Raw genomic sequence first — 13,318 nt, 5'->3', positions numbered from 1 at the left:
CTTACTATAATCATACCCTTTTTTTGAGGTACAAACATGTGATAATTGTAGAAAATATGTGTAAATGTAACTATTTATGCATCCGTGCTTAATTTTTTTTCGGAAATATGCGAAAATATGTGTAAGATAAGATAGATACCTATGTGTGAAACCCGCGAGTCAAATCAGGGAGGTTTAATGGGATGAATCAAATGATATATATAGTAGAAGATGATCGGAATATTCGAGATATAGTGAAGGCCTATTTAGTTAAAGAGGGCTATCATGTTCATTTATTACAAGATGCAGAAGAGGCTTGGGAGAAAGCGCAGGATGGTCAGCCAGATATGTGGATCCTAGATATTATGCTGCCAGGTATGGATGGGTATGAGTTATGTAAGAAGATCCGTCAGGTAAGCGAGGTGCCTATTATTATTATCTCGGCGAAAGACGAGGAAGTAGATAAGATTCTAGGTCTGGAGTTGGGCAGTGATGATTATTTGACCAAGCCATTCAGCCCAAGGGAGCTAGTTGCACGCATTAAACGCTTGTTCAAACGAACAGAAACGCGACCGCTCTCCGATAATCCCGATGAGCAGACGCTTCGGCTCGGAGGGTTAGAGATTGATAAAGCCGGTCGTTTGGTTCATTGGCATGGTGATGAAGTCGATGTGACATCGAAGGAATTCGATATGCTTGTTATTCTAACGCAGCATCCCAATCGAGCTTTTTCCCGGGAAGAGCTCTTATTAAGGGTTTGGGGTGATGATTACTTTGGTAGTGACCGTGCCGTGGATGATTTAATCAAACGCTTGCGAAAGAAGCTGGAACACTTTCCGATCGAAACGGTCTGGGGATATGGCTATCGTCTAGAATATGAGGATGAACGATGAAACTGCAGTATCAGTTAACCATTGCTTTTACCACTCTATTAGTTGTGATCATGACAGTGGCAGGGATTACCATTTACTCGCAAATGCTGCAAATGCTGATTAAGGATGAACAGCGTCAATTAGCGGATAAAGGGGAACTGGTTGTCGATTTTATCATGTCGCAGGATTTAAATGATACCACGAATGAACAGCGATTATTACAGCTGCTGGGCGAATATAATTTAGAGGTTTTTGCCTATGATCAGGATAGTGATCAGATTATTTTTTCTTCAATTGGCAATATAACGATTTTGGAAAGTTGGTTAGCGCAGTATGACCTGAATAGCAGATCACAGCCTTTATGGCAAGGGCAGGAGGATCGTTATGTGGTATCGATCATTCCCTTTCTCTCACCTGTGTCTACCCAGCAGCTGGTGCTTTTGACACCACTTGATGATTTGCAGGGGGTACAGCAAAGCCTGATCAATCGTTTAGTCGTTATTTTCTTAATTGGTATAGCGATAACGGTTTTGCTTAGTCATTATTTAACTACCAAGTTGGTCACACCATTGACCCAATTACGCCATCAAATGAAGAAAATTGAGAAGCGGCAGTTTGATGATATGGAAACGATCAAGGCAACGGGAGAAATCAAAGAGGTAGAGGAAAGTGTGCGAGAAATGGCGGATGAATTAAACAGCTTTATTCAATCACAACGCCATTTTTTCCAAAATGCCAGTCATGAATTGAAGACACCGCTGATGACGATTCAAGGATATGCGGAAGGGATTCGAGACGGTATATTTGAAGGCGAGGAAAAGGATCGCGGCTTAAATGTCATGGTAGTGGAGATTAATCGCTTAAAGAAAATCATTAATGAGATTATTTTGTTGGCCAAGCTGGATAGTGAGGCAGATATTTACCATGCGGAACCGATAGATGTCTCTGACTTCATGGAGAAGGTGATGGAGAGGGCATTACCTATTGCCAATGAGCGAGGAATTGATATCACGCTGGAACATAGTGAATCCGTGCAACTATATGCAGATGAAGAGAAGTTGCTTCAGGCTGTGATGAATCTGGTAGCCAATGCGATCAGACATGCAGAAACAAAGGTTGAAGTGACGGCTGTTATGGAAGAGGATAAGTTAAAAATGAAGGTGCAAGATGATGGCACCGGGATTGAAGAAGAAATTATTAAGAAAATCTTCCACCGATTTATCAAAGGCGATAGTGGAGAAACGGGATTAGGTTTAGCGATTGCCAGGGCGATTGTCGAACAATCAAATGGAACGATCAAGGCAGCTAATCGACCAGAAGGCGGGGCACAATTCACCATTTCCTTTGCAAAATTCGAAAAAAATCCTAAAAAATGATACAAACTCTCTTAATTGTGGTATACTAGGTTAGTTGTGGAACATATAGAATGATCAAAAGTTAAAACACGGTACGTTTTTTAATAATAAGGAGAGAAAAAAATGACGCAATTAAGAGAAAATCTTCGTAATATTGCAATTATTGCCCATGTTGACCATGGCAAAACGACATTAGTGGATCAGTTACTCCGCTATTCTGGTACTTTCCATGAACATGAGCAGGTAGCAGAACGTGCTATGGACTCTAACGATATCGAAAAGGAACGCGGGATTACGATTTTGGCGAAGAACACAGCGATTAATTATCAGGATACACGCATTAATATCTTGGATACACCTGGACATGCCGATTTTGGCGGTGAAGTAGAACGTATCATGAAGATGGTAGATGGTGTATTGCTAGTGGTGGACGCATATGAAGGCTGTATGCCGCAAACTCGTTTTGTGTTGAAAAAGGCATTAGAGCAAAAACTGCAGCCTGTCGTTGTCTTGAACAAAATTGATCGTCCGAATGCCCGCCCTGACGAGGTAATTGATGAGGTGCTGGACCTGTTTATTGAGCTTGGCGCCGATGATGAGCAATTGGAATTCCCGGTTGTTTATGCTTCCGCATTAAATGGAACGTCCAGCTATCCTGACGAAGAACAACAGGAAACCATGGAACCGATCTTTGAAACGATTTTGGAGAAGATTCCAGCACCAATCGATAATGCAGAGGAACCATTGCAGTTTCAGATAACGATGTTGGATTACAATGACTATTTAGGTCGTATTGGAGTTGGTCGTGTATTCAGAGGTTCGATCAAGGTAGGACAACAGGTATCCCTAATGAAAACCGATGGCTCGATCAAAAACTTCCGTGTAACCAAGCTGTTTGGTTTTATTGGCCTGAAGCGAATTGAAATCAAGGAAGCAACGGCCGGTGACATCATTGCGGTTACAGGTATGGAGGATATCAACGTAGGAGAGACGGTTTGCCCGACGGAACATCAGGAAGCATTACCGATCTTACGAATTGATGAGCCAACCTTGCAAATGACTTTTGTCGTTAACAATAGTCCATTTGCCGGAAGAGAAGGCAAGTATATCACTTCTCGCCAAATCGAGGAGCGGTTGTTGTCTCAATTAGAAACGGATGTAAGTTTACGGGTGGATCCAACTGATTCTCCTGATGCATGGGTTGTTTCCGGACGCGGGGAGTTACACCTGTCTATTTTAGTAGAAAATATGCGCCGGGAAGGCTATGAGCTTCAGTTATCAAAGCCAGAGGTTATTATTAAAGAAATCGATGGTGTCAAATGTGAACCGGTGGAACGAGTGCAGATTGATGTGCCAGAGGATTATACTGGACCAGTAATGGAGTCTTTAGGTTCTCGTAAGGGTGAAATGCTTGATATGGCTAATCATGGTACAGGACAAGTCAGGATGGAATTTAAAGTACCATCTCGTGGGTTGATTGGTTATGCAACAGAATTTATGACGCAAACACGTGGTTATGGTATTATGAACCATACCTTTGAAGAGTATGCCCCATTTGCGAAAGGTCAGGTTGGTGGTCGTCGTGAGGGTGTCTTGGTTTCCTTAGAGAATGGGAAGGCTTCTACCTATGGTATTATGAACTTGGAGGACCGTGGGATAATCTTTGTCGAGCCGACCACAGAGGTATATGCTGGCATGATCGTTGGCGAGCATAATCGTGAGAACGACTTAACGGTTAATATCACGAAGGAGAAACATTTAACCAACGTGCGTTCTGCAACAAAGGATCAGACAGCAACGATTCGTAAGACACGTACCTTGTCTTTAGAAGAAGCGATTCAATATTTGGATGATGATGAGTATTGCGAGGTCACTCCTGAATCGATCCGTTTACGCAAGAAAATCTTAAACAAAAATGAACGAGAAAAAGCAGCCAAAAAAAAGGCCTAAGGTGATAAAGCGAGACTTATTTAGGATGAATAGAGTCCGATGTTTCTCAGCTTCTATTCGTATGAATACTTTTTACAGCAGGGGAGCTTACGGACGCTTACCGCTGTGATAAATGAATCCTCAGTTAGCAACCATGCAGCTGAGGATTTCCTCATGAAAGAGGCTATGTATGGAAGTTAGCTGATCAAACAAGTATGATGAAACCATGAAAAGTAAGGAGGGGATCGTTCTATAACGATGACCCGCTAACATAAGCTAGAAGTGAGGTGGAAGGATGCGGTTCATGCGGCGAATGAAATTCCTTTTTCGATTTCACCAATCGATCCCATTTTTTAAAGAATTTTTTCTTTCGAAAGAAGTAAATCGTCTGGCAAAAATCATCTCGACCCTTTTTATTGCAGTTTATCTTGTTTTCCCTTTTGATATCATCCCAGATTATCTGCTCGTATTAGGTTTGTTTGATGATGTTTTTATTGCTACACTTATTTTGCAACAGATGGTAAAGATGGCACCTGACAGCCTAAAAGAAAAATATGACTTAGGGGTAAAATGACCTTCATTTAGTGAGGATTTCACTGAATGTTAGTTGAGGCGATTGGATGGTTACAGTCAGCTAAACGGTGAAAAATTTAGTGAAAAAGTGAGAAATCCATGCCAAACCATGTTAGAATGTAAGAAATCTGCAGCAAGGAGTTTATAAGATGAGAAAGTTTTGTTTTTTCAGTCTGTTTGTTTTCCTGCTGCTGACAGCCTGTGCAGAAAATGATGGACAAGAAGCAGGTCAGCAGTCTGACTATCATTCTTCCGTAGAAGAAAAAGCTTCAGAATGGTTGACACCAAGTATTACGGTGGCAGCGGTTGGGGATGTTTTGATTCATGACAGGGTCTATGACGGCGCCTGGAACGGAGAGCGGTATGATTTTCAACCAATGTTGGAAGAGGTGAAACCTTTTTTATCCGAACCGTCGATTACGATGGCTAATCAAGAAACCATCATGGGTGGTGAGGAGTTAGGTTTATCCGGTTACCCACAGTTTAACAGTCCGTATGAGATTGGTGCCGATTTACAAGACGCCGGCGTGGATATGGTGACCATGGCTAATAATCATACCTTGGATGCTGGTGAAGAGGCGATACAGAACGCAATCAGCCAGTATGAACAAATTGGAATGCCTTATACAGGTGCCTTTAAGAGTGAGGCGGATCAGGATAATATTAGGGTGTTAGATACTGAGCAAGGTATTTCGATCGCCTTTCTCAGCTATACATATGGAACCAATGGGATCCCTGTTCCAACAGGGAAGGATTATTTAGTTAATTTTCTTGATCGCGAGCAAATGGCAGATGAAGTAGAAAGGGCAGAGGATTTGGCGGATATCACGATCGTCAGTATTCATGCTGGACAAGAGGAGCAGCGTACGCCGAATCAAGAGCAGCGAGATTGGGCTCAGTATGCAGCGGATCTTGGCGTTGAGGTTGTGATCGGTCATCATCCCCATGTGCTGCAGCCAGTTGAGTGGCTGGAGGGTAAAGATGGACAACCAACCTTGGCGGCCTATTCATTAGGTAATTTTCTATCTGGCCAATATCAGTTCTATAATCGGATTGGAGGGGTTCTGCAATTTGATGTCGTCAAAGAGGATAACCAGACAAGGATAGAGGCTCCCCGATTTTTATCAACGTTTGTGGAATTTGAGGAAGACGGGGATATATTAAGAGATCTGCGTGTTGTTCCGCTGGAGGCAGTGGCAGTGGAGCAAATGGAAGAAGATCCAGAACAAACGTTGACGGATATCGAGGCACATATGTCGCAATACATGCCGTCGTTAGAATTTATTCGTAAAGGAGCAGAATAAGGATGGAATGGCGTAATATTTTTCGTGGGTTATTGATGGGGGCAAGTGATGTCATCCCAGGGGTGAGTGGTGGAACGATTGCCGTTGTATTAGGTATCTATGAACGCTTAATTGCAGCGATTAATGGGATATTCAGCAGAGATTATAAGAAGCATCTTTCCTTTTTAATACCATTGGGGATCGGGATGGTGCTGGCTGCTTTTGCATTAGCCAATCTGATTGAATGGCTGTTTGAACACTACCCACAGCAGACACAATTCGCCTTTTTAGGGTTAATTATTGGGGTATTGCCGTTTCTATTTCATAAATCACAGGCAAACAAAACATTTAAGTTGCAACATGTTGTGTTGTTATTAATTGGTGCAGGACTTGTCAGCCTGATGTTGTTTTTTCGCACGAGTGAGGGAGATGCTGTCACTGATTTGACGATGTCCACTTATTTATGGCTGTTCGGATCCGGTTTTCTAGCCAGTACGGCCATGATTTTACCAGGTATTAGCGGATCTTTTCTGCTGCTGATTATGGGATCCTATAGTACGATTATGGGTGCTGTATCTGATCTGGATTTACCAATTATATTGGTGACGGGGACTGGCATTTTGCTCGGATTGATTTTTATGAGTAAGATTATTAATTACTTTCTGAACAACTTTCCTATTATGACCTATGCCTTTGTGATTGGAATGGTGATTGGCTCAATCTTCGTTATTTTTCCGGGGTGGACCTCCAACATGCTTGGGAACGTGATGTGTGGCGTGATGTTTTTCGTGGGGCTATTAGCTGCATTTTTGTTAGGAAAGATAGAGTACCGTTAAATCAGAAAAGTTGCACTTCGAGTAGAAACATGCTAGTTTTTGATTATGATAGATGATAAAAGGAGATTGACATATGGAATCCATACAAACAGTAGATCAATTTAATGAAGTTATTGCTTCCGATAAACCAGTAATTATTAAATTTTTTGCCGATTGGTGTCCGGATTGTAAGCGTATGGACATGTTTATTGGTGATATTTTAGAGCAGTATAATCAGTATGAATGGTACCAGGTAAATAGCGATGAAGTGGCAGGATTAGCAGAAAAATACGAAGTTATGGGGATTCCGAGCTTGCTCATTTTCCAAAATGGTGAGAAGATTGCCCATCGCCACAGTGCTTATACCAAGACACCTGATGATGTGCTGACCTTTTTACAAGAGGAATTAGCCTAAATCAACCATGAGCTTTTATCGGTTTTGGCCGGTAGAAGCTCTTTTTTATGAGGCTGGGAGTGGAGGTTGCGAGCAAGTCTTATGGACAAAAAATCATTGAATCGTGAAATTTTGTCTGTAAGAATGAATCTCGCGGACAAAAAACGATGAACTGGCAAAGTTTTGTCCGTAAGAACGAATCTAACGGACAAAAAACGGTCAACTGGCAAAGTTTTGTCCGTAAGAATGAATCTAACGGACAAAAGCCGGCCAACCCGCAAAGTTTTGTCCGTAAGAATGAATCTAACGGACAAAAGCCGGCCAACCCGCAAAGTTTTGTCCGTAAGAATGAATCTAACGGACAAAAGCCGGCCAACCTGCAAAGTTTTGTCCGTAACAATCTTGCGGACTGAAAAGAGCAAATTCCATTCCACAGTCCATAAGAGTAAAGAACTACCCACCACTCCTGAGCCCGCAAAAATGAATCTTAAGGAAACCTTTTGTGTTGTGATTTCGTAAATAAAAACAAATCAAACGAGAAAGGAGTTGACGCATTTGCTAGATGTCAAAGGGCTGCAAGTAGCCATTCAACATCAACCGACCTTGACAGATATTACATTTACCCTGCCCCAAGGATCGATAACGGCATTGATCGGGCATAATGGTGCTGGTAAGTCAACGATTATGAAGACAATTATGGGGTGGCAGGAAAAGAAAAAAGGTCAAATTCACCTAAATCACATGGATCAAGATCAGCACTTTATCCCATTTAAAAGACAATTAGCATACATACCTGAAGAACCTTTTTTACTGCCAGAACTAACCACAATGCAGCATGTTCAACTCTATGGGCAAAGCTATCAGATGGATGAGGATACATTCGAAAATCGGGTGCGAATGTTAACCGAAACCTTTGAGATCAACGACAAATTAAACGAGTACCCAGAAGCCTTATCAAAAGGGATGCGTCAAAAAGTCCAGACGATCTGCGCGCTTTTACCAGATGTTTCCTTGTTGTTGATCGATGAGCCGTTTATGGGGTTGGACATTTATGCAACCAATGATTTATTAAAGCTATTACAAGAAAAAGCGGCAAAAGGAACCAGCATTTTGTTAACCTCCTACCAATTAGCATTGGTAAAGGACCTCGCTGATCGCTATATGATGCTTACACATGGAAAAATAGAAGAAGAATGGATAGCCGGTTTCCAGTTATTTCTAAAGATAACGACGGAATGAAAGAAACAAGACAAATATTACAGTTTTTACGGAAACATCGTATGCAGAAAAAGAAATTGCTGTATAAAAAAGCAGCAGGTGTTGCCTTTGATTGGGTGATCATGATCTATTTAGCGATTTTTGTTGGCATTGGTCTATGGGCTGCTTATGACGTTGTGCAAGAATCTATCCCGATACTAGCAACCTACCAAGCCGTTATCCATGATGTGCTATATCTGATGTTAATGGCATGGATCGTTTTAATGATAACCTTCTCTTTTGTTGCACCAGTGTTGCCTTTCACGGTGAATAATATTTGGCTACACCTTTTTTGGAGAAGGATTGGTTTAAGAGTATTTCTCTTTTCTCTTGTAGCTATTGGGATCGCATCATTTGCACGGACTCCTCATTGGATTTGGTATGGTAAATTGTTAGCTATTCTGGTACTGACGGTCTTGCCACAGTGGTATTTTTTTCAACTAGGTGTATGGAAGAAATTATTGCTTGCTATCGGTGGAGTGACTGCTATGGCTGGGACGAGAATGCTATGGTTTTTTTACGAAATGGATATTACCTGGGGATGGATAACCATACTGGCCTTCGCCAATCTGTGGATATGACTGCAGAAGTTAACCCATGTGAACTGGAAAACGGTAATCGAAAAAAATGAGGATAAGGTGTGGAATATGTTCTTTGTGCAAAAGATGAGTGGACAGGTGCAAAGAAAACCTCATATGCTAAAAGGACTGATGAATTCCAAAAATTCGAGATTACTCTTTGATTATCAAGATCAATGCAAGGTATTACGCAAATTTTGGCGAAAAGCTTTTGAGCAAGAACTGAGTCATCTGGTTTCATTTATTCTGTGTTTATTCATTATTATTACTACTATCATCTTTTTACCACCAATGATGCAAGGAATGGTGGCGATGATTGTCATCTTATTATTTGTGAAGATGACATCCAGTTTCTTCCCTATTTCTTCTTCAGGATAAATTGCTGCAAAGTATTCCGTGGAATATCCCAGCATTATTACGATCTTGTTGGCAGATGATGATAGGTCCTGCTCTGGTCGTTGTCTTGTTATTAATTGGTGCCGTTGTGATCAGTAATCCATGGAGTATGTGGATCGTTGGCCAAGGTTTCTACTTTCTGATCGCAATGTTATATCTGCTGTTTGATTAGTTGCAAATCAAAGTATATTTACTAAATAACAAATGGTATCAGCCAGCTTTTATAGATGTCATGATCAGGCATTCATGTGGCTGTTGTTTTTATTTATCCTATGATGATAGGGTTAAGTCTTATCATAATAGGGTATTAGAAGTTAAGAATCAAAAAGTCACATCTTATATAAATAATGATGAGCTATCAAGGAAGGTGAAAGGTATGGACCAGGAGAAAAAAGAATATTTGATAAAAAAACAAGATCCTTCACTGAAATTGTTTGTGGTATTATCCAAGGCATATCGGGCTGTGTCTGATCAAGTCGCGAAGGATATAAGAGGTTATGAATTGAACACCACCGATTTTGGCGTATTGGAATTATTGTATCATCAAGGAGAACAAACATTACAGAAGATCGGTGATAAAATATTGTTGGCTAGTGGAAGTATTACTTATGTGGTGGATAAATTGGAAACAAAAGGATTAGTGCGAAGAATCCCTTGTCCTAATGATCGGCGGATTACGTATGCGTCGATCACCAGTACTGGCGAACAGCTATTAAATGATATTTTCCCACAGCATTGGGAACAGATTGAGGCGATTACAGCTGGTTTAACAGAGAAAGAAAAAATACAGGCCATCGAATTATTAAAGAAGTTGGGCATGTACGCAGATCGTTTGACGCATAAATAAGTCGTTATAGAAGCAAGCTCTGGGCTAAAAACGATTTTACTATCTGTTCATTGAAACATCTCATCTAAATAAGTTTTGCTTTTATATAAAAAAATAGTTTTAATCCTTTTAGTAGTGGGTATATTTATCTATGAACACTTACTGAGGGGGTACATCCAGTGGAAGATCAGCGAATAGATGTATACATCAGCGATAATAATACAGAATGTGAAAGGTTAGTCGACTTTTTACAAGAAGCAGATATCTCTTTTACATTAAAAAACACAACGGAAAACAAACAACATTTAACCGATTTACAAAAGAATAACATTTATCTTACACCAGCTATTATTATTGATGATCATTACCAAGTGATTGGTTTTCAGCCAGATAAGATACGACGTTTTTTAAGGAAATAGTGTCAAAATCCCTCTGTCTTGCATAGGTTACAATAAGATAAATTACACTTTTGCAATGAAAATCTTATTAGAAAAATTAGTACGCTCGCTCGAAAAAACATAGAGATGCGAGTTTTTCTAATGAGGAAAAGGTGGAGGGATAGAATGGATTATTATCGATATAATAATGAGTATCCGACGTATATGCCCAATCAGCCGGAGTGGCCTGTTCATCAGCCGCAAGCATACACTTCACCATTACCAATGACACCCTTTCAATATTATCAAAAGCCAACTATACCAAACCCTTATCAAGGATGGCAGTCAACCAATATGGCAGCTTCAGGTAAACAGTCGAATGCCATGTTACAATATTTTCAAGATAAGAATGGGGAGATGGATTTTGATAAGGTTTTTCATACCGTTAACCAATTAGCAAGTACTTATCAGCAAGTCTCACCATTAGTAAAAAATATGGGGACGTGGCTCAAGGCCTTTCAAAAATAACGGGCATAGTATATCCTTGTCAAACCAGGCAAGGATTTTGTTGCTTGTCGTGAGAAAAGAACTGTGAAGAACATTTTTCAAAGGAGTTTGATATGAGGTGACTGCATGTCTGATCATTCATGGTTTTACCGGGGGCCCCTATGAGGTAGGCCCACTGGCAGATTATATTAGAGAGCATACTGACTGGCAGGTTGAAGTGCCAAGTTTGCCTGGTCACGGATTAGGTGAGGAAGGGCGGGACTTAGAGCTACTGGGCGTTTCTTATCAAGATTGGATAAACGAAGCCGAGCAGGCCTACTTAACCTTGACCAAAAATCATGAAGACATTTACTTAATCGGTTTTTCCATGGGAGGTATGATCGCTGCTTACTTAGCTGGCAAGTATACGTGCGAGCGCTTAGTGCTTTTATCAACTTCCAGAAGATATATTAGTGTCCCTCAAATGGGCATTGATTTTTTTCGCTTTACGCAAAAGGCATTAAGGAAAAAACTGAAAGAGGATCAACTATATAATCACTATCGAAAAAAATATGGTTCTGTACCGTTGCATGCAATTCGAGAGTTTTTGCGCTGTATGAAATTCACCCGCCCTTATTTAAAAAAACTGTATTATCCTATTCTGATTGGACAAGGGTTACAGGATGGTATGGTACCTTACTCCACTGTCCATTATTTGGATAAGGAAATCCCGGTGGAGTCAGAGATCATCTATTTTCATGATTCGAAACATTTGATCTGTTTAGGGGAGGATAAAGACGTTGTCATACAGGCGGTGTTCCGTTTCCTCACGAAGGAAATGGACAAAACCTAGGGATAGGAAAAGCGGCATATGTACCGCTTTTATCCATTGGGGGTTTTTTAGGACATGCTAAAAATGTTTATCCTAATCATGAGAAATCGTAATCTTCATTTTTCGGTTACGCCGCGTACTGGCAACAAACAATAACAGACCAAAGATTACTACCGTTCCCCCCAGCCATTGTGACCAGCTAACCAGCTCATGTAGGATCAAGTAGGCTAACAGGGAAGCACCAATCGGTTCGAATAAAATAGCCATAGAAATCACGGAGGCACTTAGCCATTTTAATGCCCAGTTTAAAAGGTTTAACCCAAGAATAGTTGGAATGATTGCTAAAGCAAGGAATATCAACCATTCATTTGGCTGGAAACCCGTTAAGGGGTTCTGGACGATAAGGTTGTATATTAATATAATTACTGCTCCACTGGTGTAAGCAATAAAGGTATAGCTCATCACAGAAATTTGGGTGCGCACCCCTTGCCCGAACAAGAAATAAATCGTAATAAAGATGGCGCCAAGTAAGGCAAGTAGATCTCCGTATAACGCCTCTCCGGCTACTTGAAAATCTCCCCAGGCAATGATGCAGCTCCCAAAAATGGCAATGATCATACTGATAACCGATCCAGCCGAGAAACGCTCATTAAAAAAAATATAAGTGCCAATAAAGGCGAAAATAGGCTGTAAAGTAACAATTACTGTTGAGCTTGCTACTGAGGTATATTGAAAAGATTCGAACCAGACAATGAAATGAATACCGAGACTGGCTCCGGCCATCAGGGTGAGCAGCCATTCTTTTTTTCCTAATTTACGTAATTCTTCCCTTTTACGATAGCCTATGTAAGGAAGCAGAATAAGGCTTGCGAATAACAGTCGATAATTAGCGGTGACTGCTGCTGGAACATCCCCTGCCATTTTGACAAATACGGCAGCAGTAGAAACGGAAAGAACGCCGAAAATAATTGCTATATATGGAAAAAAAGATTTATTCATTCATATCACCTACATTAAATGATTCTTTGTTTTATAAGTGTGGGTTCAAAAAATTGCTATGTCATTTTATCAGATTTTTTGAACTCCTTTTACAATCGATATTTTTTAGTATAACAGTATCTCTAGGATAATAACATTATTTGTTGAATATTCTATAGAATTATTTATGATAATGTGTTATGATAAAATAATCCATTGAATGGTCATTTATGAGCCTCTTCCGAAGTGGGAGGAAGGCTTTTTTCATTGTACGTTAGGGAATATATTTTTGTTCCATATTAGCAGAGGATCCGCCATAAGCGGGTTTCTTGGAGTGGACAACTTACGTAGCGAATAGTCAAGGGGTAGCTGGTCATCTGGGCTTTTC

17 protein-coding genes are annotated in these 13,318 nt (G+C 40.5%); 16 read left to right on the top strand and 1 reads right to left on the bottom strand.

Going from position 1 to position 13,318, the window contains the following annotated elements; translation table 11 throughout:
* Positions 1–182 precede the first annotated feature (182 nt).
* The 16 genes from E0E32_RS04655 to E0E32_RS04580 all read left to right on the top strand — a co-directional run bounded on the left by E0E32_RS04655 (position 183) and on the right by E0E32_RS04580 (position 11,973).
* A complete protein-coding gene (locus E0E32_RS04655) occupies positions 183–872 on the top strand; it encodes a response regulator transcription factor (RefSeq protein ID WP_130859122.1) in 690 nt (229 codons plus the stop codon).
* Complete coding sequence (locus tag E0E32_RS04650) at positions 869–2,227, top strand: sensor histidine kinase (protein WP_130859121.1); 1,359 nt, start codon at positions 869–871, stop codon at positions 2,225–2,227. Before E0E32_RS04655 ends, E0E32_RS04650 begins: the two co-directional genes overlap by 4 nt.
* A 102-nt stretch (positions 2,228–2,329) precedes the next feature.
* Positions 2,330–4,156 (top strand): translational GTPase TypA, encoded by a 1,827-nt coding sequence (typA, locus tag E0E32_RS04645; protein ID WP_130859120.1) that lies wholly within the window; start codon positions 2,330–2,332, stop codon positions 4,154–4,156.
* A gap of 283 nt (positions 4,157–4,439) precedes the next feature.
* On the top strand, positions 4,440–4,709 hold the full coding sequence (locus E0E32_RS04640; protein WP_316245309.1) for a YkvA family protein: 270 nt from the start codon (positions 4,440–4,442) through the stop codon (positions 4,707–4,709).
* 148 nt (positions 4,710–4,857) lie between these two features.
* Positions 4,858–6,012: a CapA family protein gene (locus E0E32_RS04635; RefSeq protein ID WP_066187509.1), complete on the top strand. Its 1,155-nt coding sequence runs from the start codon at positions 4,858–4,860 to the stop codon at positions 6,010–6,012.
* 2 nt (positions 6,013–6,014) lie between these two features.
* On the top strand, positions 6,015–6,827 hold the full coding sequence (locus E0E32_RS04630; protein WP_130859119.1) for a DUF368 domain-containing protein: 813 nt from the start codon (positions 6,015–6,017) through the stop codon (positions 6,825–6,827).
* 73 nt (positions 6,828–6,900) lie between these two features.
* A complete protein-coding gene (locus tag E0E32_RS04625) occupies positions 6,901–7,221 on the top strand; it encodes a thioredoxin family protein (RefSeq protein ID WP_066187501.1) in 321 nt (106 codons plus the stop codon).
* A gap of 146 nt (positions 7,222–7,367) precedes the next feature.
* Positions 7,368–7,613: a hypothetical protein gene (locus E0E32_RS04620; RefSeq protein ID WP_130859118.1), complete on the top strand. Its 246-nt coding sequence runs from the start codon at positions 7,368–7,370 to the stop codon at positions 7,611–7,613.
* A 142-nt stretch (positions 7,614–7,755) separates the two neighbouring features.
* Positions 7,756–8,439: an ABC transporter ATP-binding protein gene (locus tag E0E32_RS04615; protein WP_130859117.1), complete on the top strand. Its 684-nt coding sequence runs from the start codon at positions 7,756–7,758 to the stop codon at positions 8,437–8,439.
* Positions 8,436–9,038, top strand: coding sequence for a hypothetical protein (locus E0E32_RS04610; protein ID WP_130859116.1), 603 nt, complete (start codon positions 8,436–8,438; stop codon positions 9,036–9,038). The genes E0E32_RS04615 and E0E32_RS04610 overlap by 4 nt, the downstream gene beginning before the upstream one ends.
* Positions 9,039–9,056: 18 nt before the next feature.
* The gene (locus E0E32_RS04605) at positions 9,057–9,413 is read left to right on the top strand and encodes a hypothetical protein (RefSeq protein WP_066187493.1); all 357 of its coding nucleotides are present in this window, start codon (positions 9,057–9,059) and stop codon (positions 9,411–9,413) included.
* A gap of 1 nt (position 9,414) precedes the next feature.
* Positions 9,415–9,603 (top strand): hypothetical protein, encoded by a 189-nt coding sequence (locus E0E32_RS04600; RefSeq protein WP_066187490.1) that lies wholly within the window; start codon positions 9,415–9,417, stop codon positions 9,601–9,603.
* Between the two features lie 204 nt (positions 9,604–9,807).
* Complete coding sequence (locus E0E32_RS04595; protein ID WP_066187487.1) at positions 9,808–10,278, top strand: MarR family winged helix-turn-helix transcriptional regulator; 471 nt, start codon at positions 9,808–9,810, stop codon at positions 10,276–10,278.
* A gap of 158 nt (positions 10,279–10,436) precedes the next feature.
* Entirely contained in the window at positions 10,437–10,676 is a 240-nt protein-coding gene (locus E0E32_RS04590) for a thioredoxin family protein (RefSeq protein WP_130859115.1), read from the top strand.
* 144 nt (positions 10,677–10,820) lie between these two features.
* The gene (locus E0E32_RS04585) at positions 10,821–11,162 is read left to right on the top strand and encodes a YppG family protein (RefSeq protein WP_165444958.1); all 342 of its coding nucleotides are present in this window, start codon (positions 10,821–10,823) and stop codon (positions 11,160–11,162) included.
* A 97-nt stretch (positions 11,163–11,259) separates the two neighbouring features.
* Positions 11,260–11,973, top strand: a complete 714-nt coding sequence (locus E0E32_RS04580) for an alpha/beta hydrolase (protein WP_130859113.1) — start codon at positions 11,260–11,262, stop codon at positions 11,971–11,973.
* 72 nt (positions 11,974–12,045) lie between these two features.
* Here E0E32_RS04580 and E0E32_RS04575 read toward each other — a convergent pair whose 3' ends face one another.
* Positions 12,046–12,951 (bottom strand): DMT family transporter, encoded by a 906-nt coding sequence (locus E0E32_RS04575; protein WP_066187477.1) that lies wholly within the window; start codon positions 12,949–12,951, stop codon positions 12,046–12,048.
* Between the last annotated feature and the right edge of the window lie 367 nt (positions 12,952–13,318).

This window comes from Gracilibacillus phocaeensis, assembly GCF_900626275.1.
GTDB classification, from domain to species: domain Bacteria; phylum Bacillota; class Bacilli; order Bacillales; family Amphibacillaceae; genus Gracilibacillus; species Gracilibacillus timonensis.
The sequence above is the reverse complement of the archived record's forward strand: the minus strand, read 5'-3'. Positions and strand labels throughout refer to the sequence as shown.